Origin of the sequence: Mesobacillus campisalis, assembly GCF_000986785.1 — a bacterium.
Taxonomy (GTDB): domain Bacteria; phylum Bacillota; class Bacilli; order Bacillales; family Cytobacillaceae; genus Mesobacillus_B; species Mesobacillus_B campisalis.
In genome coordinates this window covers 170,892-195,910 of the sequence record NZ_LAYY01000002.1, presented here as the reverse complement: position 1 = coordinate 195,910, position 25,019 = coordinate 170,892, and the positions used below count along the sequence as shown (strand labels likewise).

Sequence of the window (25,019 nt, the reverse complement as noted above, 5' to 3'; positions counted from 1 at the left end):
GTGTTCAGGGCGGCGACCGGTCCCGATTCGCCGCCCATTTTTGCGTAAAGTTTAGAAAAAAAGAAGGCCCGATACTGTACTTTTCCTTGAGAATAATGGCTTATTTGGCTTCAATCATGTAAAATAAAAAACGCCATGTTTGTTTGGAGAGGAATTGATTAACATGAAATTGCAACAACTGCTTGGGAATTTGCACCCCTTTGTCGATTATAATGGGGAAAACCCAGAGATAACATCGATTGAAAATGATAACAGGAAAGTAAAAAAAGGCAGCCTGTTCATTTGCATCAAAGGCTATACCGTGGATGGGCATGATTTTGCACATTCAGCGGTCGATAATGGAGCGGCCGCAGTTTTGGCGGAGCGGGAGCTCAGTTTGAATGTTCCGGTCATTGTCGTGAAAGATACCATTCGGTCCATGGCGGTCCTTGCAGATGCTTTTTATGGCCAGCCAAGCCAAAGACTTCATATGATTGGAATTACCGGGACGAATGGAAAGACGACAACCAGCCATCTAATCGAGAAAATCTTTATTGATGCCGGTCAAAAAACCGGCCTGATTGGCACGATGTACACAAAAATTGGCGACAGCTTATATGAGGTGAAAAATACAACACCAGAAAGCCTGACGCTTCAGAAAACGCTGGCGCAAATGGTTGATGAAAAGGTGAAGACTACCGTGATGGAGGTTTCTTCCCATGCACTCGTTCATGGAAGGGTTCATGGTACAGACTATGATGTAGCCGTCTTTACCAATTTAACGCAAGACCATCTTGATTACCATAAAACGATGGATGAGTACAGAAAGGCCAAGGGACTTTTGTTTTCCCAGCTTGGCAATGCCTTCAATCACCAGAAGCCCAAGTTTGCTGTGTTGAATAGTGATGATGAAGCCAGTGAGGAATATAAAAAAATAACGGCTGCGCATATATTAACGTATGGCATTGACAACTATGCCGACCTTCAGGCCAGGAACATCCAGATGACATCCGGGGGAACTTCATTCGAGTTGGTCAGTCCGTTTGGAGCAAACGAAGTCAGCATCCAGCTGATTGGAAAATTCAGCATCTACAATGCCCTGGCGGCAATCGGAGCTGGCCTGGCTTCCGGTTTGCCTCTTGAGGGCATCCTTGATTCACTTCAGTCTGTTAAGGGAGTTGCCGGCCGTTTTGAACCAGTGGACGGGGGGCAGGATTTTTCTGTTATTGTGGATTATGCCCATACTCCCGACAGTCTGGAAAATGTCCTTAAGACAGTCAAACAGTTTGCAGAAAAAAGGATATTTGTGGTGGTAGGATGCGGTGGTGACAGGGACCGGACGAAGCGGCCGCTGATGGCCAAGATCGCTTGCCAATTTGCCACTAATGCCATCTTTACCTCAGACAACCCACGCAGCGAGGACCCGGAACAGATTCTCAGGGACATGGAAGAAGGAGTCAAGGGGCAGCCGTATGTAAAGATTACCGACCGCGAGGAAGCCATCATCCATGCTGTGGAAAAAGCCAAAGAAGGCGATGTGATTCTGATTGCCGGCAAGGGTCATGAAACGTATCAGCAAATCGGCGATCAAACTTTCGAGTTTGATGACAGAGAAATTGCGCTAAAAGCCATAAAGAAAAGAAAGGAACAATAGAATAGAGAATGGACATTCATTTGCAAACAGGCATCTTTATGCCTTTAATTCGTTTTTTAAGAAAAATACGCTGCCATGACCATGAGGGCCAGGTCTGCCGTTTAAAGGGGAGGGGGAATTAGCATGCTGGAGGAAGTGATCATATTCACCATTCTTCTTGGTTTTCTTATTACCGTACTTCTTTCCCCAATCTTTATCCCTTTCCTGAGAAGGCTGAAATTCGGGCAGAGCATACGTGAGGAAGGACCAAAATCCCACCAGAAAAAGACAGGGACGCCGACAATGGGCGGCATTATGATTCTTCTGTCCATCACTGTAACGACTTTGGTCATGACGGAAAAGTTTTCAACCGCATCGGTCGAAACCTATTTGTTATTGTTGGTTACCCTTGGCTTCGGGCTGCTCGGTTTCCTGGATGACTTCATTAAGGTGGTCATGAAAAGGAACCTGGGCCTGACATCAAAACAGAAGCTTCTTGGACAGATTGTTATATCCGTCATTTTTTATATCATTTTTAGGCAAAGTGATTTTTCAACTGTAATCAGCATTCCATTGACGGACCTTTCAGTTGACCTTGGTTGGGGTTATGTGTTTTTCATTATCTTTTGGCTGGTAGGCTTTTCAAATGCCGTAAACCTCACAGACGGTTTGGATGGACTTGTGTCCGGTACGGCGGCTATAGCGTTTGGCGCCTTTGCAGTGCTTGCCTGGAGCCAGTCCCAATTTGAATTGGCCATTTTTGCCGTGGCAGTTGCAGGGGCAGTATTGGGCTTTTTGGTATTCAATGCCCACCCGGCGAAGGTATTTATGGGTGACACCGGTTCACTCGCGCTCGGAGGGGCGATTGCGACGGTCGCTATCCTGGCAAAGCTGGAAGTGCTGTTGCTGATCATTGGCGGAATTTTCGTCATTGAAACTTTGTCAGTCATTCTTCAGGTGATTTCATTTAAGACGACAGGAAAACGCATTTTCCGCATGAGCCCACTCCATCACCATTACGAACTGATTGGCTGGTCAGAATGGCGTGTTGTTGTCACATTCTGGACGGTTGGGCTGCTGTGCGCGATTATCGGAATATATATTGAGGTGTGGATTTAGGTGAAACATGCAGATAAATACAAATATAAAAAAGTCCTGGTTCTTGGCCTTGCCAAGAGCGGTGTAAGCGCGGCATCTTTGCTGAACAGCCTGGGAGCATTTGTTACTGTGAATGACAAAAAGCCCCTTTCCGAAAATCCGGAGGCTCAAGGCTTGCTTGAGCAGGGAATCAAGGTGATTTGCGGGAGCCATCCAGTCGAACTAATGGATGAAGGGTTTGAACTTGTCGTGAAAAATCCGGGAATCCCTTATCATAATCCGATGATCCAGGCGGCATTAGCCAAGCAGATTCCCATCATTACAGAAGTGGAGCTTGCCTATCAAGTATCAGAGGCCCCGTTTGTTGCGATAACTGGTACAAACGGGAAAACAACCACCACTACACTGATTTTTGAAATGCTTGAGAAAGGGCGCAAAAAACCGCTGATTGCCGGAAACATTGGAACAGTAGCATCGGATGTGGCCCAGAATGCTGGACTGGAAAACAACATTGTCATTGAATTATCCTCATTCCAATTGATGGGGGTAGACGAGTTCAAACCAAAGATTGCTGTGATTACCAACCTATATGAGGCCCACCTTGATTACCATGGAAGTTTGGGAGAGTACCATGAAGCCAAGGCAAGGATTACTGAAAATCAGGATAAAAGTGATTACCTGATCGTCAATGCCGACCAGGAGAGAGTCATGGCTTTGGCGGAACGTTCACAGGCGCAAATCATTCCTTTCTCTGTATCAAAGGAGCTTTCCGGCGGAGCTAGTGTGAAGGATGGCTGGGTTACATTTGCAGGGGAGAAAATCATCCATGTTGAGGACATTGCGCTGCCTGGAAAACATAATCTTGAAAACATCCTTTCGGCAGTTGCTGCAGCCCGTCTCACAGGAGCTGACAAGGAAGCAATTGCTGAAGTATTGCGGACTTTCACAGGAGTACGTCACAGGCTGCAATTTGTCAGTGAAATAGAAGGCCGCAGATTTTATAATGATTCAAAGGCAACTAACATACTCGCCACGCAAAAGGCTCTTTCTGCTTTTGCCAGTCCAGTCGTGCTGCTTGCGGGAGGACTTGACAGGGGGAATGGGTTTGAGGAACTGATTCCTTCCCTGGGCAGTGTCAAGGCTCTCATCACATTTGGACAGACGGCAGCAAAGATTGAACAGGCTGGGGAAGCAGCAGGAATAAAAACAATCGTCCGCGTCGATAATGTTGAAAAAGCCGTTCCGGAGGCGTTCAGACATTCTGATGCTGGCGATGTCATTCTCCTTTCCCCTGCTTGCGCAAGTTGGGATCAATATAAAACTTTTGAGGTGCGGGGTGACATGTTCATCGAAGCGGTGCATAAGCTTAAGTAGGGCTTGTCTTTGAATGCGCCAAGAACGCACTTACCGGGTAGATTGGCAGGCATCAAGAGAGGCCCTAATCTAAACTGCCGAGGTGTGTCCGTTGCCAACAACCAAAAAAACAACTCCTGACTTCATTCTCTTAATTGTCACTCTTACACTGCTTGCCGTTGGGCTGACGATGGTTTACAGTGCCAGTGCAATCTGGGCAGAATATAAATTTGATGATTCCTTCTTCTTTGCAAAGCGGCAATTGCTGTTTGCCGCTGTAGGAATCATTGCCATGTTCTTCATCATGAATGTCGATTATTGGACTTGGAGGACATGGGCCAAGGTATTGCTGATCATCTGTTTTGTTTTGCTGGTGTTTGTGCTTATTCCTGGTGTTGGCAACGTGCGGAACGGATCAAGGAGCTGGATCGGGGTTGGTGCGTTTTCCGTTCAGCCTTCGGAATTTATGAAACTGGCAATGATTGCGTTTCTGGCAAAGTTCCTGTCGGAAAACCAAAAGCAGATCACCTCTTTCAAAACAGGTTTGCTGCCTTCGTTGTCGATTGTCTTTACCGCTTTTGCGATGATTATGCTGCAGCCAGATCTTGGAACAGGGACTGTCATGGTCGGGACATGCGTAGTGATGATTTTTATTGCTGGCGCAAAGATCAGCCACTTTGCGTACCTTGGTCTTCTTGGGGTGGCCGGATTCGTCGGGCTGGTCGCCTCCGCGCCGTACAGGATGAAAAGGATCACCTCGTTCCTCGACCCATGGGAAGATCCCCTGGGAAGCGGTTTTCAAATGATCCAGTCGCTGTATGCGATTGGTCCGGGCGGCCTGTTCGGCCTGGGTCTGGGAGAGAGCCGGCAAAAATTCTTTTATCTGCCTGAACCGCAAACGGATTTTATTTTTGCCATTTTAGCCGAGGAACTTGGCTTCATTGGCGGCAGTTTCGTCCTGCTGCTCTTTTCTCTCCTCCTCTGGAGAGGAATCAGGATTGCCCTGGGAGCCCCCGATTTATACGGAAGCCTATTGGCAGCAGGGATTATCGGAATGGTTGCCATCCAGGTAATGATCAATATAGGCGTGGTAACCGGACTGATGCCGGTCACCGGCATCACACTGCCATTTCTGAGCTACGGAGGCTCTTCGCTCACGCTAATGCTGATGGCAATAGGCGTATTGCTTAATATAAGCAGGTACTCCAGGTATTAGCAGCAAAAGCGTATATCACAACCCTGTCCTTGCAGGGTTTCTTTTTTGTTGTTTTAATTCCATGTTACATTTCAATGACAATCTTTTTAAATGAATGGAAGATGTTTAGAATATAGTAGAATGGGGTAAAGCCGGGGGGTGCTCTCTCCAAGGATTGAAAATGCATCCTGGGTGCTTTATGGTAATAAAAGATACTCTCATTAATGAGGTGGAAAAATGAGGATAGTCGTTAGCGGCGGTGGCACTGGAGGTCATATTTATCCGGCCCTCGCCTTGATAAGGGAAATTCAAAAAAAAGATAAAAATGCTGAATTTCTTTACATAGGAACTGAAAGAGGGCTTGAAAGCAATATCGTTCCAAGGGAAGGAATAGCTTTCCAGTCGATTCATATCACTGGTTTCAGAAGAAAGCTTAGCTTTGAAAATGTGAAGACTGTTTTGCGATTTCTTAAAGGGGTCGGCGACAGCAAAAAAATACTCAGGGAATTTAAGGCGGACATTGTGATTGGAACTGGCGGGTATGTATGCGGGCCTGTTGTCTATGCAGCGGCAAAGCTGGGGATTCCCACCATTATCCATGAGCAGAACAGCATACCTGGCCTGACCAACAAATTTTTAAGCCGGTATGTCGACAGGATAGGGATCTGCTTTAAAGAAGCAGAAAATTATTTTCCAAAGGATAAGGTTGTCTTAACCGGAAATCCGCGTGCTTCCGAGGTAGTCGGGCAGGATGGGGTTAAGGGGAGAATTTCAGCCGGGTTAAAAATCAACCAGCCTGCAGTCCTTATTTTTGGCGGAAGCAGGGGGGCAAAGCCTCTGAATGAGGCGGTCCTGAAGTCCTTGACCGAGCTTGGGAGCAAGCCTTATCAAGTCCTTTACATAACAGGCGAAGTTCATTACGACGAAGTCAAAAGTGAAGTGGAGCTTATTGGAAACCCGGAAAATGTAATTATTAAGCCTTTTATCCATAATATGCCTGAAGTGCTTGCAGGCATCGACTTGACGGTTGCCAGGGCAGGTGCAACAACACTTGCGGAACTTACCTCACTTGGAATACCAAGCATATTAATTCCAAGTCCTTATGTTACGGATAACCACCAGGAAAAGAATGCTTTGGCGCTCAGCAGCCATGGAGCGGCATTGCTTCTGCCCGAAAGGGAACTCACTGGTCCAAAGCTGGTTGACCAAATTGATTCCATATTAATGGACCAGGAGAAATTGACACAAATGAAGCAGGCTGCCAAACAACTTGGAATGCCTGATGCAGCAGAAAGGCTGTACAGCCTGATGAAAGAACTTGCAAAGTAGCCCAGCAGGCCAATTGTGCATACAATAATGGATAAATGGGATAGCGGGAAAGGAAGATTTTGATGAAAGAACTGGCAAGGAAGCTTCAAGAGATGAAAATTGGAATGGTGGCTGAGCAGGAGCCACTGGCCAGCCATACGACGATTAAAATTGGCGGTCCTGCCGATTTGCTGGTGGAACCCTCTTCTGTTGAGAACCTTGTAAAAACAATGGAAGTGATCAGGGAAGCAGGTGTGAAATGGACCGCAATCGGCCGCGGCTCGAACCTGCTGGTTTCCGACAATGGAATTGAGGGAGTAGTCATCAAGCTGGGAGCGGGTCTCGACCATGCGGAGGTAGATGGAACAACCCTCACGGCAGGCAGCGGGGTATCGGTCGTGGCCCTGGCAATGTCGATGAGCAGAAAAGGCCTGTCAGGACTTGAATTTGCCAGCGGAATACCAGGATCCATAGGCGGAGCGGTATACATGAATGCTGGTGCACATGGGTCCGATATTTCGAAAATACTCATTAAGGCTTTTATTCTCTTCCAGGATGGAACGATGGAGTGGCTCACAAATGAAGAAATGGAGTTTTCCTACCGGACTTCCGTGCTTCAAAAAAAGCGGCCTGGAATTGTAGTGGAAGCCGTTTTCCAGCTTGAGGAGGGCGACAAAGCCGAAATAATGGCGAAAAACAAGAAAAACAAGGATTACCGCAAGGAAACCCAGCCTTGGAATTCCCCGTGTGCGGGCAGTATATTCAGAAATCCACTTCCTGAATATGCAGGCCAACTGATTGAAAAAGCAGGTCTTAAGGGGCATTCTATCGGAGGAGCGCAAATCTCCGAGATGCACGGAAATTTCATTGTTAATACTGGCAATGCGACTGCGGAGGATGTTCTTGCCCTGATTGAGCATGTGAAGGCTACCATCCTTGATCAATACGGTGTCCGGATGGAAACCGAAGTAGAAATTATGGGTCGAAAATAACAGGAAATTAGCTGCTAATTGGCAAAAATGTGGTATAATAGTTCATCAGATTATCAAGCAGCAACGCTCCTGGCCTTAATAACGGCATGAAAATATGCCGTTGTTTTCAACTTGCCTGAGAGACGGCCGCTGCCAAACGGAACGAATGATCCAATTGATGCCCTGGCGGAAAAGAGGTGATTGAAAATGGATAAAACAAAAATTGTTTCGATTGAAGACAGGATACCAAAACTGAAGGAGCAGAGAAGAAAAAAGGCAAACAGGCGCCTGGTAATGGTGCTGATTCTCTTCTTTACCATGATTTTATTCATTATCTATTTTCAATCACCGTTAAGCAAGGTGAAGAACATAACAGTCAGCGGGAATGAATCCTATACAGAGGAAGAAATCGAAAGGCATAGCGGAATCACAACCCAGGATAATATCTGGAAGATGGATAGCGAAAAGGCCCAGCAGGTGCTCGAAAAACTGCCGGAGGTGGACAAGGCGGATATATCGGTACGCCTTCCAAATACGGTGACAATCAAGCTTATCGAACATGAAAAGCTGGCCTACCTTTCAGAAGGCAGTGATTTCCATGCTGTTCTCGAGAGCGGCAAGATTCTCGAAAAAGGGCTGGCGGACGAGATGCCTGTGAATGCTCCAATCCTGATTGGGTTTAAAGAAGGAAAAGCCCTTGATGAAATGATTGCCTCACTTGAAACTCTGCCTGGTGAAATCCTCAGTACCATTTCAGAAATCCACTATAATCCTTCTGAGACAGATGCTTACAGAATTCACCTTTTCATGAATGATGGCTATGAAGTGAATGCGACATTAAGAAGCTTTAGTGATAAAATGATCCATTATCCTTCAATTGTCAGTCAGCTTAAGCTGACCAAGGGCGTTATAGACCTTGAAGTCGGCTCTTATTTTAAAGCGTATGAAGCAGAGGAAGCTGAAGAAGTTGAAATTGAAAAAGAGAGTTAAAACCAATCGCATCATTTTGGCGCTTGTCAGTCTTGTCCTCGGATTCATGATTGCCTATTCCTACCGGATCACGGAAACCGCCCAGGACGGACGGGTGATTACAGACAGGCAGTGGGAGCAGGATTTGAATTTGCGCAACCAGCTGATTGAACAGGAAGAATTGAACCGTACCATGCAGCAGGAATTGCACGAAAAGCAGGAAATGGTCCGGGAGTTTGAGGCGGATCTGGCCAATGAGGCGCAGGTATATTTCAACCTTGCTGAAGATGCAGAGAAATATCGGATGCACCTGGGCAAGGTGAAGGTCAAAGGACCAGGGGTAAAAGTGACGCTAGCCGATGGAGAATATGATCCTATGGAGGATAACATCAATAATTATCTTGTCCATGAACACCATGTCTTCAAGGTGATTAATGAATTATATATTTCCGGTGCTTCGGCCGTGGCGATCAATGGACAGCGCCTGACCCATAACTCCTATATCATCTGCGACGGTCCGGTCATTACAGTGGATGGCAACCAGCATCCCGCGCCCTTCGAGATTTCTGCGATCGGAGACCCGGAAGTCCTGGTTTCGGCCCTGAATATCACGGGGGGAGTGAAGGACCAGCTGGTGAATGATCAAATCATCTTTTCCCTGCAGGCAGTGAATGATCTCGTCATGGAGCCGATTATCGCAAAAAAATAAGGGAAATGCATGATATATTTCAGTAAGGTTAGGTGAGTGTGATGGGCAGCCCTAAAAATGTCTACTTTGCCATCACGGCCACTATCATTGGTTTTATGGTTGCCGTTCAATTCCAGACAGTCAGTGAACCGAATGTACGGGATACCCGCGACACCTGGGAGCTGCGGCAGGATTTGATGGAAGAGAAGAAAATTCAGTCTCAGCTCCTCCAGGAGATCCGTTCCAATGAGGAGAAGCTTGTCAAATATGAAACGGAACGGCAGCAGAGCAGGGCGGAGGTTCTTAGGGACACTCTATCCGAACTGAAGGCGGAGGCAGGCCTTACCGCTGTTTCGGGACCGGGCATTGTCCTGGTCCTCAGGCCATATCTAGATGAATTCGGCCAGGGAGAAACTACAACCTATGTGTCACCCTATTTGCTGAAACGTCTTTTAAATGAATTGTATTTGAACGGGGCCCTTCATGTTTCTATTGATGGGCAAAGAGTTATCAATACAACGGTTATCAGGGAAATTAGCAGAATGACCAAGATTGATGGACATTCCTTAAACAAGTTTCCCCTGGAAATAAAAGTGATTGCTGCCACTCAGCAGGAAGCTGAAAAATTATTTAACCGAATTCAGGGATCCACTATTGTTGAAGACTTTTTCATCGACAATCTGCAGGTGGAAATTGAGAAGCCGGGAGACGATATTGAGGTCCCTGCTTATCAGGACCCAATCAGAATCCGGTATATGGAGCCTGCAGAGTCAGGAAAGGGAGGCGGCGAATAATGTGGCTTCCGTTAATGGGGCTGGTAATCGGAGTGATCATTGGTCTGCTGACTGATATCAGGATACCCGAGGAATATGCGAATTATCTTTCAATCGCAATACTTGCCGCACTGGATACTCTGTTTGGCGGAATCAGGGCACAGCTGCAAAATATTTATGATGAAAAAGTATTCGTTTCAGGTTTCTTTTTTAATATTTTGCTGGCTGCAAGTTTAGCTTTTCTAGGTGTTCATCTTGGTGTAGACTTGTATTTAGCGGCAGTTTTTGCCTTTGGTGTAAGGCTGTTTCAAAACATCGCCGTGATTCGCCGAATCCTGTTGGCCAAATGGTCATCAAACGGCGAAAAAGAGAAAAAAAATGATATTTTTTAAAGGGAATCATTTAGTTGTGACGAATAAGGTTAATGTACTTAATCGGGAAATAATAGGAATTGAAAAGAAGGAAAGGTTAAAGGAGGTGCCACAGAATGAACAGCAATGATATATATGTCAGTCTTGACATCGGTACATCCAGTGTGAAAGTGGTCATTGGCGAAATGGTCAATGATTCCCTGAATATAATTGGTGTTGGCAATGTGAAGTCTGAAGGCTTGAGGAAAGGCTCCATCGTTGACATAGATGAAACCGTTCATTCTATTAAACAGGCAGTAGAGCAAGCTGAGAGAATGATAGGGATGGAAATCCGCAGAGTAATCGTCGGGGTGACAGGAAATAATGTAACCCTGCAGCCTTGCCACGGGGTGGTAGCCGTTTCAAGTGAAAACCGGGAAATTACCAATGAAGACGTAGCCAGGGTCATCGATGCCGCGCAAGTTATGTCGATTCCGCCCGAACGTGAAATCATTGACGTGATCCCAAGACAATTCATTGTGGACGGACTGGACGAAATCAATGATCCCCGCGGGATGATCGGTGTCCGCCTGGAAATGGAAGGCACCATCATAACAGGCTCCAAAACAATCTTACATAATACGCTTCGCTGTGTAGAGCGGGCCGGCCTGGAGGTACTGGACATTGTTCTTCAGCCTCTTGCGGCAGGTTCATTTGCCCTGTCAAAAGATGAAAAAAATATGGGCGTTGCCCTCATAGATATGGGAGGCGGTTCAACTACGCTTGCCTGGTTTGCAAATGGCCACCTTGCAGGCACTGCCTTTATTCCGGTTGGAGGAGACCATATCACCAAAGATCTTTCCATTGGCTTGCGGACTTCAACCGAGGATGCCGAAAGAATCAAAACAAAGCATGGACATGCCTTTTATGACCATGCGTCCGAGGAGGAAGTATTCTCGGTCGGCATCATTGGCAGCAACCAGGAACAGCAGTTCAACCAGCTTGAAGTGGCAGACATTGTGGAAGCCCGGATAGAAGAGATCTTCGAACTTGTACAGGATGAGTTAAGGAAAATGAAGGTACGGGATTTGCCCGGAGGCTTTGTCCTTACTGGCGGTGTCGCCAGTATGCAGGGTGTCCTTGAGCTTGCCCAGGACATGTTCCAGAGCAGGGTCAGACTGGCCGTTCCTGACTACATTGGTGTTCGCGAAACACAATTTACAACCGCTGTCGGCTTGATTAAATTTGCCTATAAAAATGCAAAATTGCAGGGCAGGGCAATGGAGACGACGGTTGGAGAGCAGGAATACAAGGAAAAACGTGTTCAAAAACAGCCGCATCCAAAAGCGAAGCCGGAAAAACAGCCGGAGGAAAAAGGACCATCGAGAGTAAAGAAGTTTCTTGGCTACTTTTTTGAGTAACCAATGACCGGAATTCGACGAATTAGGAGGATTTGTCATGTTGGAGTTTGATACTAATTTAGATTCACTTGCTACTATAAAAGTAATCGGTGTTGGCGGCGGCGGCAATAACGCAGTTAACCGAATGATTGAACACGGTGTTCAAGGTGTGGAATTCATTGCGGTCAATACAGATGCCCAGGCCTTGAATCTTTCAAAAGCTGAGATCAAAATGCAAATCGGCGGCAAACTTACCCGCGGACTTGGTGCAGGTGCAAATCCGGAAGTAGGCAAGAAAGCAGCTGAAGAAAGCAAAGAGCAGATTGAAGAAGCCCTTAAGGGTGCAGACATGGTCTTCGTTACAGCTGGAATGGGCGGTGGTACTGGTACAGGTGCTGCACCGGTAATTGCGCAAATTGCAAGGGATTTGGGCGCCTTGACAGTTGGTGTCGTGACACGCCCGTTTACATTTGAAGGCAGGAAGAGGGCAACACAGGCAGCCGGAGGAATCGGTTCCATGAAAGAGGCAGTCGATACATTGATTGTCATCCCGAATGACAGGCTGCTCGAAATTGTCGACAAGAGCACGCCGATGCTTGAAGCCTTCCGTGAAGCGGATAATGTTTTGCGACAGGGTGTACAGGGCATTTCCGACTTGATTGCTGTTCCAGGGTTAATTAACCTTGACTTTGCCGATGTGAAGACCATTATGTCCAATAAAGGATCTGCCTTGATGGGTATTGGGGTTGCAGCAGGCGAAAATCGTGCAGCCGAAGCGGCTAAGAAAGCCATTTCCTCCCCATTGCTCGAAACCTCCATTGACGGCGCCCAGGGGGTATTGATGAATATCACGGGCGGAAGCAACCTGAGCCTTTATGAGGTGCAGGAAGCGGCCGATATCGTTGCCTCCGCATCCGACCAGGAAGTGAACATGATATTCGGTTCCGTCATCAATGACAACCTCAAAGACGAGATTGTCGTGACTGTCATTGCGACAGGTTTCAACGATATTCCTGCGCAGACAAAGCCATCCAGGCCGGTATTTGGCAGCCAGCCAAAACCAGGCATGAATTCTGTCAAGCGTGAGCCAAAGCGTGAGGAAACGCAGCCGCAGCAGGAACCTGTAAGGAATAATAACCAGCAGCAAGTGGAAGACACCCTTGATATTCCAACATTCCTGCGCAATCGGAATAGAAGAAGATAAGAAATCATAAAAAAGTACGGCATAATGCCGTGCTTTTTTTTATGCTTATTCAATTTTTTGAAAGTGAAAATATGACAAATTCCGAATAGAAAAGTGAAAAGTTCCGATGTTTTGTATACAGAAAGTGACACACTTCCTAAATCGAAGTGCGCTATACTTTGACCTAACAGAGAAAAGCGGAAGGTGCTTTTGGGAGGGAGTGACTTGACTGTCTATCTGGATGTGATTTGGGGGTTGAACTTGCTTTTTGACGCGCTCCTTCTGTATCTGACGGCCATTATGCTTAAACGGAGCGTTAAATTATGGCGGATCTTTGCTGGCGGGCTGATCGGCTCGCTGTTAATACTCCTGGCTGTTACACCTTTTTCCTATGCGGGACATCCTGTCGTTAAACTGGGATTTTCCATCATGATGGTACTGGCCGTTTTTGGTTTCAAACGGCTGAGCTTTTTTTTAAAAGGACTGATGGCATTCTATCTTGTGACTTTTTTGATTGGCGGAGCGTTGATGGGCGTTCACTTTTTTATTTCATACGACCTCGATTTGACGTCATCCGTAGCGATAGCCAATGTAAAGGGATTTGGAGACCCGGTCAGCTGGCTGTTTGTGCTGATTGGATTTCCGCTTGCCTGGCATTTTTCAAAGCAAGGCATTGGCCACATGGAGATGGCAAAGATCCAATTCGACCAGCTTGCTGGTGTGAGGCTGTGCTGCTGCGGGATGGAGTTGCAGCTTAAAGGCCTTGTGGACAGCGGGAACCAGCTGTATGATCCAATCTCAAGGATGCCGGTCATGTTCGTTTCTGTCGCATCGATTCTCAATGAAGTACCGGAAACTGTTAAGGATATGGCCGAAAACCCCGAAGGAATCATTATGGGAGAAGGAGAATTCCCCACAGAATTTGAACACAAAATGAAAATTATCCCATGCCGGGTTGTCGGACAAGAGCATCAATTAATTATCGCAATGAAGCCCGACATCCTTGAGATTGAAAGCGATGGAAAAATTTATTCTGTGGATAAGGCACTGGTCAGCTTCACGACTCAGCAGCTTTCTGCCGACGGCGCTTTCCAATGCATCATACATCCAAAAATGCTTACCGGAACGGCTTCACAAGCAGCAGATGTGAAGGTGAGTTAATAATACTATACTCACAAAAACATAATTTAGAAGGAGGACAAATCATGAAAAGTTTACGGCTCCGCTTATCCTATTACTGGTATAAATTGTTGATCAAGCTAGGGATCAAGACAGATGAAATTTATTATATCGGCGGAAGTGAAGCGTTGCCTCCTCCTTTGAACAAGGAAGAAGAAGAACTGTTATTGAAGAAGCTGCCGAAGGGAGACAAAGCGGCCAGGAGCATCCTGATTGAACGAAATCTCCGCCTTGTTGTTTATATAGCCCGCAAATTTGAAAACACCGGAATTAATATAGAGGACTTGATTTCTATAGGGACAATTGGATTGATTAAAGCAGTCAATACATTCAATCCCGAGAAGAAAATCAAGCTTGCTACATACGCCTCTCGTTGTATTGAAAACGAAATACTCATGTATTTGAGAAGAAATAATAAAATCCGTTCTGAAGTTTCATTTGATGAGCCGCTGAATATTGACTGGGATGGAAATGAACTGCTGTTATCGGATGTGCTTGGCACCGAGGAGGATATTATCACAAAGGACCTGGAATCCAATATTGATAAAAAGCTGCTGATAAAGGCGTTGCAGCAGCTGTCAGACCGGGAGAAGCAAATCATGGAACTTCGCTTCGGACTCGGGAGCGGAGAAGAGAAGACACAAAAGGATGTTGCCGATATGCTGGGTATATCCCAGTCCTATATTTCGAGACTTGAAAAACGAATCATTAAACGGCTTAGGAAGGAATTTAACAAAATGGTGTAAAATTTTTTCAGTGAAATAAATCAATAATGGTACAGGTTTCTGAGGATATGTCTACCTTTTTTGGGTGGGTTGCCCAATTACGGTGTGCATATTTTTCCTTCCTGCGGAGATACTGATTTTTGTACAGCAGCTCCTGCAAGGAGGGAAAATGATTGACTCGAAACAAAGTAGAAATTTGCGGTGTGGATACTTCAAAGTTGCCAGTTTTGAAAAACGAAGAAATGAGACAGCTTTTCAAACAAATGCAAAATGGTGATTTAACAGCAAGGGAGAAACTTGTAAATGGAAACCTGCGGCTAGTGTTGAGTGTCATACAGCGCTTTAACAACCGTGGAGAATTTGTAGACGATCTATTCCAGGTGGGCTGTATAGGACTTATGAAATCCATAGATAATTTCGATTTAAGCCAGAATGTAAAATTTTCAACTTATGCCGTTCCAATGATTATCGGGGAAATCAGAAGGTACCTCAGGGACAATAATCCAATCCGCGTTTCCCGCTCTCTCAGGGATATCGCATACAAGGCCCTGCAGGTCCGTGAAAAGCTGATGAGCCAGGTTTCAAGGGAACCAACTGCTGAAGAAATCGCCAAGGTTCTCGAAGTACCCCATGAGGAAATTGTTTTTGCCCTTGATGCCATCCAGGATCCAGTTTCGTTGTTTGAACCAATCTATAACGATGGCGGCGACCCAATTTATGTAATGGACCAGCTTAGTGATGAACGGAACAAAGACTCCAACTGGATTGAGGAAATCGCACTTAAAGAAGGCATGCGAAGGCTTAATGAAAGGGAGAAGCTGATTTTACGCAAGCGTTTCTTCCAGGGCAAGACACAAATGGAAGTGGCAGAGGAAATTGGGATTTCCCAGGCACAAGTTTCAAGGCTGGAAAAAGCCGCAATTAAACAAATGAACAAAAACATTCAAAACTGAATGGAACTTTATCTGGCTGCCATAAGGCAGCCATTTTTAATGCAGAAAGCTTTGCCGGCCACCTTGAAAAGAAGCTAGTCATGAAAGGATGGACTCGAGACATATAGTGTAATAATTGATACGGGGAGGAAGATAAAATGCTTAAAGTCTCGGATTTTCAGATAAAGGATGTAGTGAATGTTTCTGATGGAAAACGATTAGGAAATGTTGAAGATATTGAAATCAACTTGACTACAGGGAAGATAGAAGCGGTAATCATCGGAGGGGCTGGCAAGGTCCTTGGAATCTTCGGAAAGGATGCGGAGGTTGTGATTCCGTGGCAGAATATCCTGAAAATCGGCGAAGATGTAATCCTTGTCCGTTATAGGGAATATGGGGAAGCAAGGGAAATAAAAGACGGGGAATAACGCTTACAGTTGCGATTATCGCCATATATGCTACACTAAAGAAAAATATTGCGAGGGTAAAATGGAACCATTCATTATGAATCACAATGAGTCTTTTGCTCTGAAATCCTGGATGGATCACCAGCCAGCTTTGGTTGCCGGATTCTCAACCAAAACTGGCGGGGTGAGCACTGGTCATTATGCCGGATTGAATTTTGGCTTTCATGTTGGCGATGATGAACATTCTGTATGCCAAAACCGGAGCATACTGGCACAAAAGATCGGTTTTTCACTTGATAGCTGGGTAGGGGCGGAACAAACACATGAAACCCATATACAACGCGTAAAAGGCGGGCATCGTGGGAAAGGGGCAGATCGCTATGATGCTTCCTTTCGCCAGACAGACGGTTTTTATACAGATGAGAAGGGAGTATTGCTGACGCTATGCTTTGCCGATTGTGTCCCTCTCTATTTTCTTGACCCGAACACCGGCTTTATCGGGTTGGCTCATGCCGGCTGGAAAGGGACCGTCGGCGGCATTGGCAAGGAAATGGTCTCCAACTTCGAACAGGATGGCAGCAATCCGGAAGATATTTTAGCGGTCATTGGGCCATCAATATGCGAAAAATGTTATATTGTAGACAACAGGGTCATTGCATTTGTAGAAAAAATACTAGAAGGTGTCGAACAAAAGCCATATAATCAAATTAGTGAGGGTCAATATTCCCTCGATTTGAAGATGCTTAATAAACAAATCCTGATGGACTCCGGCCTCAGGGAAGAGAATATTCAGGCAACCGATTATTGTACCAGCTGCGACAGTGAATACTTTTATTCCCACCGCCGGGACAATGGGACTACAGGACGCATGATTGCTTTTTTAGGCTGGAAGGAGGATTATTAACCGTAGATGCGAGTTATAGATAACCTGGATTCGGTCAAGAAGGTAATAGACGAAGCTTGCGAAGCGTCAGGCAGGAATCCGGAAGAAGTGAAAATCATTGCCGTCACTAAATATGTGAGTATAGATCGAGCCCGTGAAGCTTTGGAGGCGGGTATCGTCCATCTTGGCGAAAACCGGGATGACGGACTGGCCCAAAAATGGGAGCATTTGGGGGACAAGCCAGTTTGGCACTACATAGGCACTTTGCAGACACGCAAAGTGAAAAATGTAATTGATAAAATCAGCTATCTCCACTCACTGGACAGGCTCTCTTTGGCCAAGGAAGTGGACAAGCGTGCCAGCGGCAAAGTCAACTGCTTCATACAGGTAAATGTATCAGGTGAAGAATCCAAGCATGGGCTTCAGCCAGGAGGGCTTCTCGACTTTGTCCGGGAACTCCAGCAGTACTCCAACATCCTGGTAGATGGTTTGATGACCATGGCCCCTTATACGGAAGATGAAGAACTTCTAAGAAACTGCTTTCGTGAATTGAAAAAGCTCCAACTTGCTGTTCAGGAATTAAAGCTTGACTCTGCTCCATGCAGCGAGCTTTCAATGGGAATGTCCAATGACTACAGGATTGCGGTTGAAGAAGGGGCTACGATGGTGCGGATTGGAACCGCACTGGTTGGCCACGAATTGGAGGTGCAGGACAAATGAGCCTGAAATCAAAACTTAAGACATTTTTCGCATTAGATGAAGAATATGAGTATGAAGAAGAATCCCGTATCGAAGAAGAACCGGAGCAGTCCAAACAATCAAGGCAGCCCGTTCAGCAAAGCCAGAAACAAAATGTTGTCAGCCTTCAAAGTGTCCAAAAAACATCGAAAGTCATCCTTATGGAACCGCGGGTTTATGCCGAAGCACAGGATATCGCGGATCACTTGAAAAACCGGCGTGCAGTTGTTGTCAATCTTCAGCGGATCGAGGCGGACCAGGCGAAGAGAATCGTGGATTTCCTGAGCGGGACCGTCTACGCCATCTCGGGCGACATCCAAAAAATTGGCATGAATATTATCTTATGTACCCCTGATAATGTTGAAGTATCAGGGAATATTTCCGAATTGATGCAGGAAAGAGATTTTCAGGAGTCGAGGTGGTAGGGTTTAATGAATTTTTTGCTTGAAATTTTACTAACATTAATTTCGCTTTATCAATGGGCATTAATCATCTATATTTTTATGTCCTGGTTCCCGAACGCACGCGGGACGGCCATTGGGCAGTTCCTTGGCAGAATCTGCGAACCGTATCTTGAACCATTCCGTAAAATCATACCTCCGCTTGGCATGATTGATATTTCCCCAATCGTTGCCTTCATGGTGCTGCGATTTGCGGGCATGGGTCTTGCCCAGCTGTTTGCCTGGTTCTAATTTTATGTTCACAAGGGTCTCTGAGTAGACCCTTTTTGTATGAGGACGAATAAAGGAGTTTGGAAAATGAACATTTATCAGCATTTTCGGCCCGAGGAACGGGAATTTATTGACCAGGCCCTTGGCTGGAAGGACTATGTTGAACAAACCTATGCCCCAAAGCTGACGGATTTTCTCGACCCGCGCGAACAGCAAATTGTCAAAACAATCATCGGGACCCAGTCTGAAATAAAAATGGCCTTGTTTGGGGGGAATGATGGAGCCGAGCGGCAGAGAGCGCTCATCTTTCCGGAATATTACCAGGCAGGGGATGATGATTTTCAAATTGCATTATTTGAGCTGGAATATGCGAAGAAGTTCCTATCCATCGAGCATCGGCAAGTTCTTGGGAGCCTGATGTCACTGGGACTGAAGAGAGGGAAGTTTGGGGATATCCTCCTAAAAGGAGATCAGGTACAGTTTTTTGCTGCCGCTGAAGTATCGGATTATGTCCGCCTCCAGCTCGACAGCGTTGGCCGTGCCGGCATCTCACTGAAGGAATTGAAGCTGGAGGAGGCCATTCAGCCTGAGGAAAATTGGCGGGAGATAGCAGTTACGGCCTCTTCACTCAGGCTTGATACCCTAATGTCCGCACTGTACAATATTTCCCGGCAAAAATCCCAGCTCTATGTCCAGCAGGGCCATAGCAAAGTAAATTGGACAACGATTGATAACCCGTCTTTCGAATGCGGAGAGGGGGATGTTTTGTCTGTAAGGGGTCTCGGACGGGCGAAAATTGTCACAGTTGAAGGAAAAACAAAAAAAGATAAATGGCGGATTATTGCCGGGCGACAAAAATAAAGATATAGTAGAAAATAGCAGGAAATTTGGTTTTATTGTCGAAATTATCACCTTGTACATAATCGTCAATTCTTAATAGGAGGTGGCGTCATGCCATTAACGCCGTTAGATATACACAACAAGGAATTCAGCAAAGGATTTCGTGGTTATGATGAAGACGAAGTAAACGAGTTCCTTGACCAGGTGATTAAGGATTATGAAATGATAATCCGTGAAAAGAAGGAGCTTGAGGAGCGTCTCAATGACCTCAACTCTCGTCTGGGCCACTTTACCACCATTGAGGAAACATTGAACAAATCGATCGTCATCGCACAGGAAGCCGGTGAAGAGGTAAAACGAAATGCGCAGAAGGAAGCAAAGCTGATCATTAAGGAAGCGGAGAAGAACTCTGACCGGATCATCAACGAAGCTTTATCCAAAGCGCGCAAAATCGCGCTTGAAATTGAGGATCTGAAAAAGCAGTCAAAGGTCTTCAGGACGCGATTCAAGATGCTGATCGAAGCCCAGCTTGACATGCTGAATAATGATGATTGGGATCACCTGCTCCAATATGAGCTGGATTCCACCGAGCTTAAGTCGGCTGCAAGAGAAGAAGAAGACTCACTGGCTTGACGCTGAGCCGCCAATTAGCATATAATTCTTTAAAGTATATTATGATGAAACAGTGACAGGGACAGTACGATTTTCCATATGCTTATAGATAGCGAAGCGGGGATGGTGGAAGCCTGCGATAAGCGGAGAATCGGAACATCACCCTCTAGTTCCGAGCTGAAAGTTCCTTTGGAATCATTAAGCACAGGCGGCTCATTCACGTTAAGGATGCTAAAGTGGACTTCCGGATATGAGGTCTGATTAGGGTGGTACCGCGGGAAAACCTTCTCGTCCCTTTGGGGATGAGGGGTTTTTTTTATTTCGCTGTTTATATTATGCACTGAGCAGGAGGAAAGAAAATGGATTTCAAAGATACTTTGTTAATGCCGAAAACAGAATTTCCAATGCGCGGAAATCTGCCAAAGCGAGAGCCTGAAATTCAGGGAAAATGGGAAGAGTTGAATATCTATGAGAAGGTCCAGAAGCGGACGGAAGGGCGTCCTTTCTTCATTCTGCATGACGGCCCTCCATATGCGAATGGGGATATCCATATTGGGCATGCCCTGAATAAAATCCTTAAAGACATGATTGTCCGCTATAAGTCCATGAGCGGCTATTCCTCTCCCTACGTGCCGGGTTGGGATACGCATGGATTGCCAATTGAACAGGCATTGACGAATAAAGGGGTCAAAAGGAAAGAAATGACCGTTGCCGAGTTCCGTAAGCTCTGTGAAGAGTATGCTTATGAACAAATCGACAGCCAGCGCTCCCAATTTAAGCGTCTTGGTGTCCGGGGTGATTGGGAAAATCCTTATATTACCCTGAAACCAGCCTACGAAGCCCAGCAGATTAAAGTATTCGGGGAAATGGCGAAAAAAGGGTATATCTATAAAGGTTTAAAGCCTGTTTACTGGTCCCCTTCCAGTGAATCTGCCTTGGCTGAAGCGGAAATTGAATATAAAGATAAGCGCTCTCCGTCAATCTATGTCGGCTTTAAAGTGAAGAACGGAAATAGTGTCCTGGCTGAGGATGTGGAAATTGTCATCTGGACAACAACACCGTGGACCATTCCCGCAAATCTGGGGATCTCCGTCCATCCTGAACTCACTTATGTCGTGGTTGCCGCCAATGGCCGGAAGTTCCTGGTTGCCGAGGCCTTGCTTGAATCCGTCGCAAATGAAATTGGCTGGGAAAATCCTTCCGTCTTGCAAAAGGTCCAAGGGAAGGATCTCGAGAAGGTTATTGCCGAGCATCCGCTATACGGCCGTGATTCCCTTGTCATGCTGGGAGAGCACGTTACCACCGATGCCGGTACTGGCTGTGTCCATACAGCTCCGGGCCACGGGGAAGACGACTTCATCGTTGGCCAGAAATACGGTTTGGAAGTATTGTCCCCTGTCGATGACAAGGGGAATATGACAGCTGAAGCAGAAGGCTTTGAAGGGCTGTTTTATGATGAAGCCAATAAGCCAATCACTGAAAAGCTTCAGGAGGAAGGCGCTTTATTGAAGCTTTCCTTCATCACCCACTCCTATCCGCATGACTGGAGAACGAAAAAGCCGGTTATTTTCAGAGCGACAGCACAATGGTTTGCCTCGATTAAGGATTTCCGGAGCGATTTGCTGCAGGCAATCAATGATACCAGGTTTGTGCCTGCATGGGGAGAAACACGGCTTTATAATATGGTCCGTGATCGCGGCGACTGGTGTATCTCCAGGCAGCGCGCATGGGGAGTGCCAATCCCTGTTTTCTATGCGGAGAATGGAGAAGCCATCATCACGGATGAAACCATTGACCACGTCTCCGGATTGTTCAGGGAGCATGGTTCCAATATCTGGTTTGAGCGGGATGCAAAAGACCTTCTTCCTGAAGGGTTCACGCATCCGGGGAGCCCGAATGGGCAGTTTACGAAGGAAACGGATATTATGGATGTCTGGTTTGATTCCGGATCTTCCCACCAGGCTGTACTGCTTGAAAGAGATGATTTGCAGCGCCCGGCAGACCTTTATCTTGAAGGTTCAGACCAATACCGTGGCTGGTTCAACTCTTCGTTGTCCACTGCTGTTGCCGTAACAGGCAAAGCGCCATATAATGGCATACTGAGCCATGGGTTTGTCCTTGATGGCGAAGGACGGAAAATGAGTAAATCTCTTGGAAATGTGGTGGTTCCAGCCAAGGTCATGAACCAGCTGGGAGCTGATATTCTTCGCCTTTGGGTAGCATCTGTCGATTACCAGGCGGATGTGCGTGTTTCCGACCCAATCCTGAAGCAGGTCGCAGAAGTATACCGTAAAATCCGCAATACTTTCCGTTTCTTGCTTGGAAACCTGGATGATTTCAATCCTAAGAGAGATGCAGTGGCATTTGAGGATCTGCGTGAAGTGGACCAGTTCATGCTTGTAAAACTGAACAAACTGATCAAGCATGTGAACAAATCGTATGAGAATTATGAGTTTGCTGGTGTCTACCATGCGGTTAACAATTTCTGTACGCTTGATTTAAGTGCTTTCTACCTTGATTTTGCCAAGGATATTCTCTATATCGAAGCTGCTGGAAATGCAGACCGCCGTGCCATTCAGACGGTCCTTTATGAGAGCTTGCAATCGCTGGTGAAATTGGTTGCTCCAATCCTCCCGCATACAGCAGATGAGGTTTGGTCATTTATCCCGTCTGTCAGCGAAGAAAGCGTCCAGTTGACCGATTTGCCTGAAGCGAGGGAAATTCCGCAGGCTGATCAACTTGAGTCCAAATGGAATGCATTCCTGAAGGTTCGCGATGAAGTCCTTAAGGCGCTGGAGGAAGCAAGGAATGAAAAGGTGATTGGAAAATCACTGACAGCCAAGGTCTCCCTGTATGTAAACAGCAAGACAAAGGAACTGCTGGATTCAATTGAAGAAAATCTCGGCCAGCTTTTCATTGTTTCAGGCTTTGAAGTGGCAGGCTCCTATGATGAAGCTCCTGCACATGCACTTAAGCTTGATCAGGCCGCGATTGTGGTTACCAAGGCAGAAGGTGAAACATGTGAGCGCTGCTGGGTTGTCACTCCTGAAGTTGGAAAAGTCGAGGAGTACCCTACACTTTGCCCAAGATGTGCTTCTGTGGTAAAAGAAAATTACGAACAGTGAGAATGAAATCCCCGGCAGGCAATTGCCGGGGATTTTTTCTGATCTTCCGAGACCTGCTTATATAAATATTTCCTGCTCCGACAAATCCTGTACTGCCTGTCAAAAGTTTAACTGAGTCAATGAAATTTAACAGGCAATAATACGACTAAACAGAAACGGAGGCAGTGATATATGAAGCGGTATCATTTTATCTATGAAGAGCTCCGTCGTTCAAGGGAAGAACTGTTAGATTGTTTGCTAAAGGCGGATGGGAACAGCCCGATTATCTGCTATATCCAGGCGGAGCTGCAGGATGTTGAGCATGCGCTTGCAAAAATCGAAGCAGGAGATTTCGGCAAATGCGAAATGTCCGGCGAGCTGCTCCCGGCAGGCTTGCTTGGCATGGTTCCTACAGCGAGAACAGGGGAAGACATTAAAATGATGGAAGCCTATTTGCGCAAACCGCTTTATTCTTAGATTTACTGTAGTTTTTGGGCGCATTATGCTAAAATGCAAAAGTAATGAATTGAGAGCGTGCTTGGAGGTTACTTTTGTGTTTTATTACATAATCGCATTCATTGTTATTGTGCTTGACCAGCTCACGAAGTGGCTGATTGTCAAAAACATGGAACTTGGAGAAAGCATCCAGGTTATCGAAAACTTCCTGTACATCACGTCCCATCGAAATCGCGGTGCAGCGTGGGGGATCCTGCAGGGGCAGATGTGGTTTTTCTATATCATTACCACGATCGTGATTATTGCCCTTGTTTATTACATCCAGAAGGAAGCGAAAGGGAAGATGCTTCTGGGCGTCTCACTTGCATTTATGCTCGGCGGGGCCATCGGCAACTTTATTGACCGTATCTTCCGCAAAGAAGTAGTCGATTTTATAAATACCTATATTTTTACTTATGATTTTCCAATCTTCAACATTGCAGACTCTGCGCTGGTAATCGGGGTAGGGTTGCTGATGCTGCAAATGCTGAAGGAAGAGAGAGAGGCGAAGAAAAAAGCTCATGGAGAAAATGGAACGAACGGTTGATGAGAACCTGGCGGGAGCCAGAATTGATAAAGCAGTCTCTACGCTAAGTGAGGAATGGTCAAGAAGCCAGGTACAGCAATGGATTAAGGATGGGCTGGTCCAGGTAAATGGCAAGCCGGTAAAATCCAATTATAAATGCAGCATGAATGATGTAATCGAGGTGAAAATTCCGGAGCCGGAAGCACTGGATGTCATTCCGGAGGAAATGGAATTGGATATCTATTTTGAAGACTCTGATGTGCTGGTTGTCAATAAGCCAAAGGGAATGGTTGTCCACCCTGCACCCGGACATCTTACTGGCACACTTGTAAATGGACTGATGGCCCATTGCAGGGATTTGTCGGGGATTAACGGAGTGCTGCGGCCGGGCATCGTCCATCGCATCGACAAGGATACATCGGGTTTATTGATGGTGGCCAAGAACGATCTTGCCCACGAAAGCCTTGTAAACCAGCTGGTGGCCAAAACGGTGACACGAAAATACAAGGCCATTGTTCATGGTATCATTCCGCATGACCATGGAACCATCGATGCGCCGCTTGGCCGGGATCAAAAGGATCGCCAGAGCATGGCGGTTGTGGATAATGGCAAGCATGCCGTTACCCATTTCAACGTCCTGGAAAGGTTCAGGGATTTTACACTGGTTGAATGCCAGCTTGAAACCGGAAGAACCCATCAAATCCGGGTACACATGAAATATATCGGCTACCCGCTTGCCGGAGATCCGAAGTATGGACCAAGAAAGACGCTTGACCTTGGCGGACAGGCTCTCCATGCCGGAGTCCTGGGCTTTGAGCATCCGCGGACCGGCCAATATCTTGAGTTTGAGGCACCCCTTCCAGCTTATTTCGAGACTCTGATTGAAGACCTGAGAAATAATGATTGACAAACCTGCCTCGGTCGCTTAAGATGGCTATAGTATAAGAACGACCTTTAAAACAGTCCCGTGAGGCTGGGAAGGTAACGGAATAAGCAGTCAGCTGCAT

At 46.3% G+C, this 25,019-nt stretch carries 26 protein-coding genes; all 26 read left to right on the top strand.

The genetic code is table 11. From position 1 onward, the window contains the following. Window positions 1-163: 163 nt before the first annotated feature. The 26 genes from WQ57_RS02920 (at window position 164) to WQ57_RS02795 (ending at window position 24,919) form a co-directional block, all read left to right on the top strand. Entirely contained in the window at window positions 164-1,633 is a 1,470-nt protein-coding gene (locus WQ57_RS02920; RefSeq protein WP_046522231.1) for a UDP-N-acetylmuramoyl-L-alanyl-D-glutamate--2,6-diaminopimelate ligase, read from the top strand. Window positions 1,634-1,756: 123 nt separating this feature from the next. Beyond that, a complete protein-coding gene (mraY, locus tag WQ57_RS02915) occupies window positions 1,757-2,731 on the top strand; it encodes a phospho-N-acetylmuramoyl-pentapeptide-transferase (protein WP_046522230.1) in 975 nt (324 codons plus the stop codon). Further along, entirely contained in the window at window positions 2,732-4,084 is a 1,353-nt protein-coding gene (murD, locus tag WQ57_RS02910) for a UDP-N-acetylmuramoyl-L-alanine--D-glutamate ligase (protein WP_046522229.1), read from the top strand. 91 nt (window positions 4,085-4,175) lie between these two features. Next, a complete protein-coding gene (gene spoVE, locus WQ57_RS02905; RefSeq protein ID WP_046522228.1) occupies window positions 4,176-5,279 on the top strand; it encodes a stage V sporulation protein E in 1,104 nt (367 codons plus the stop codon). A 216-nt stretch (window positions 5,280-5,495) separates the two neighbouring features. Beyond that, window positions 5,496-6,587 carry an undecaprenyldiphospho-muramoylpentapeptide beta-N-acetylglucosaminyltransferase gene (murG, locus tag WQ57_RS02900; protein WP_046522227.1) on the top strand — a complete coding sequence of 364 codons (1,092 nt, stop codon included), beginning with the start codon at window positions 5,496-5,498 and terminating at the stop codon, window positions 6,585-6,587. Between the two features lie 62 nt (window positions 6,588-6,649). Continuing rightward, entirely contained in the window at window positions 6,650-7,558 is a 909-nt protein-coding gene (gene murB, locus WQ57_RS02895) for a UDP-N-acetylmuramate dehydrogenase (RefSeq protein ID WP_046522226.1), read from the top strand. Between the two features lie 186 nt (window positions 7,559-7,744). Beyond that, the gene (locus tag WQ57_RS02890; protein WP_046522225.1) at window positions 7,745-8,527 is read left to right on the top strand and encodes a cell division protein FtsQ/DivIB; all 783 of its coding nucleotides are present in this window, start codon (window positions 7,745-7,747) and stop codon (window positions 8,525-8,527) included. Continuing rightward, entirely contained in the window at window positions 8,481-9,215 is a 735-nt protein-coding gene (locus tag WQ57_RS02885) for a DUF881 domain-containing protein (protein WP_046522224.1), read from the top strand. Before WQ57_RS02890 ends, WQ57_RS02885 begins: the two co-directional genes overlap by 47 nt. Window positions 9,216-9,256: 41 nt before the next feature. Further along, on the top strand, window positions 9,257-9,988 hold the full coding sequence (locus tag WQ57_RS02880; RefSeq protein ID WP_046522223.1) for a DUF881 domain-containing protein: 732 nt from the start codon (window positions 9,257-9,259) through the stop codon (window positions 9,986-9,988). After that, window positions 9,988-10,359: a small basic family protein gene (locus WQ57_RS02875; protein ID WP_046522222.1), complete on the top strand. Its 372-nt coding sequence runs from the start codon at window positions 9,988-9,990 to the stop codon at window positions 10,357-10,359. The genes WQ57_RS02880 and WQ57_RS02875 overlap by 1 nt, the downstream gene beginning before the upstream one ends. A 95-nt stretch (window positions 10,360-10,454) precedes the next feature. Then, window positions 10,455-11,738 (top strand): cell division protein FtsA, encoded by a 1,284-nt coding sequence (gene ftsA / locus WQ57_RS02870; protein ID WP_046522221.1) that lies wholly within the window; start codon window positions 10,455-10,457, stop codon window positions 11,736-11,738. Between the two features lie 37 nt (window positions 11,739-11,775). After that, on the top strand, window positions 11,776-12,921 hold the full coding sequence (gene ftsZ / locus WQ57_RS02865) for a cell division protein FtsZ (protein WP_046522220.1): 1,146 nt from the start codon (window positions 11,776-11,778) through the stop codon (window positions 12,919-12,921). Window positions 12,922-13,125: 204 nt separating this feature from the next. Then, a complete protein-coding gene (gene spoIIGA / locus WQ57_RS02860) occupies window positions 13,126-14,061 on the top strand; it encodes a sigma-E processing peptidase SpoIIGA (RefSeq protein WP_046522219.1) in 936 nt (311 codons plus the stop codon). Between the two features lie 44 nt (window positions 14,062-14,105). Next, the gene (gene sigE, locus WQ57_RS02855; RefSeq protein ID WP_046522218.1) at window positions 14,106-14,825 is read left to right on the top strand and encodes an RNA polymerase sporulation sigma factor SigE; all 720 of its coding nucleotides are present in this window, start codon (window positions 14,106-14,108) and stop codon (window positions 14,823-14,825) included. Between the two features lie 152 nt (window positions 14,826-14,977). Continuing rightward, complete coding sequence (gene sigG, locus WQ57_RS02850) at window positions 14,978-15,757, top strand: RNA polymerase sporulation sigma factor SigG (RefSeq protein WP_046522217.1); 780 nt, start codon at window positions 14,978-14,980, stop codon at window positions 15,755-15,757. A 137-nt stretch (window positions 15,758-15,894) separates the two neighbouring features. Continuing rightward, complete coding sequence (locus tag WQ57_RS02845; RefSeq protein ID WP_046522216.1) at window positions 15,895-16,164, top strand: YlmC/YmxH family sporulation protein; 270 nt, start codon at window positions 15,895-15,897, stop codon at window positions 16,162-16,164. A gap of 61 nt (window positions 16,165-16,225) precedes the next feature. Further along, entirely contained in the window at window positions 16,226-17,047 is an 822-nt protein-coding gene (pgeF, locus tag WQ57_RS02840; protein WP_046522215.1) for a peptidoglycan editing factor PgeF, read from the top strand. Window positions 17,048-17,053: 6 nt separating this feature from the next. Beyond that, window positions 17,054-17,746 (top strand): YggS family pyridoxal phosphate-dependent enzyme, encoded by a 693-nt coding sequence (locus WQ57_RS02835; RefSeq protein WP_046522214.1) that lies wholly within the window; start codon window positions 17,054-17,056, stop codon window positions 17,744-17,746. Continuing rightward, window positions 17,743-18,189, top strand: coding sequence for a cell division protein SepF (locus WQ57_RS02830; RefSeq protein ID WP_046522213.1), 447 nt, complete (start codon window positions 17,743-17,745; stop codon window positions 18,187-18,189). Before WQ57_RS02835 ends, WQ57_RS02830 begins: the two co-directional genes overlap by 4 nt. 6 nt (window positions 18,190-18,195) lie before the next feature. Then, on the top strand, window positions 18,196-18,456 hold the full coding sequence (locus tag WQ57_RS02825) for a YggT family protein (protein ID WP_046522212.1): 261 nt from the start codon (window positions 18,196-18,198) through the stop codon (window positions 18,454-18,456). Window positions 18,457-18,522: 66 nt separating this feature from the next. Next, complete coding sequence (locus WQ57_RS02820) at window positions 18,523-19,296, top strand: YlmH family RNA-binding protein (RefSeq protein ID WP_046522211.1); 774 nt, start codon at window positions 18,523-18,525, stop codon at window positions 19,294-19,296. 90 nt (window positions 19,297-19,386) lie between these two features. Beyond that, window positions 19,387-19,908 carry a DivIVA domain-containing protein gene (locus tag WQ57_RS02815; protein ID WP_046522210.1) on the top strand — a complete coding sequence of 174 codons (522 nt, stop codon included), beginning with the start codon at window positions 19,387-19,389 and terminating at the stop codon, window positions 19,906-19,908. Window positions 19,909-20,246: 338 nt separating this feature from the next. Beyond that, window positions 20,247-23,012 (top strand): isoleucine--tRNA ligase, encoded by a 2,766-nt coding sequence (gene ileS / locus WQ57_RS02810; RefSeq protein WP_046522209.1) that lies wholly within the window; start codon window positions 20,247-20,249, stop codon window positions 23,010-23,012. A 171-nt stretch (window positions 23,013-23,183) separates the two neighbouring features. Beyond that, window positions 23,184-23,468 (top strand): hypothetical protein, encoded by a 285-nt coding sequence (locus tag WQ57_RS02805; protein ID WP_046522208.1) that lies wholly within the window; start codon window positions 23,184-23,186, stop codon window positions 23,466-23,468. A gap of 76 nt (window positions 23,469-23,544) precedes the next feature. Then, window positions 23,545-24,033 (top strand): signal peptidase II, encoded by a 489-nt coding sequence (gene lspA / locus WQ57_RS02800; RefSeq protein WP_046522207.1) that lies wholly within the window; start codon window positions 23,545-23,547, stop codon window positions 24,031-24,033. Beyond that, window positions 24,008-24,919: an RluA family pseudouridine synthase gene (locus WQ57_RS02795; protein ID WP_046522206.1), complete on the top strand. Its 912-nt coding sequence runs from the start codon at window positions 24,008-24,010 to the stop codon at window positions 24,917-24,919. The genes lspA and WQ57_RS02795 overlap by 26 nt, the downstream gene beginning before the upstream one ends. The last annotated feature ends 100 nt before the right edge of the window (window positions 24,920-25,019 follow it).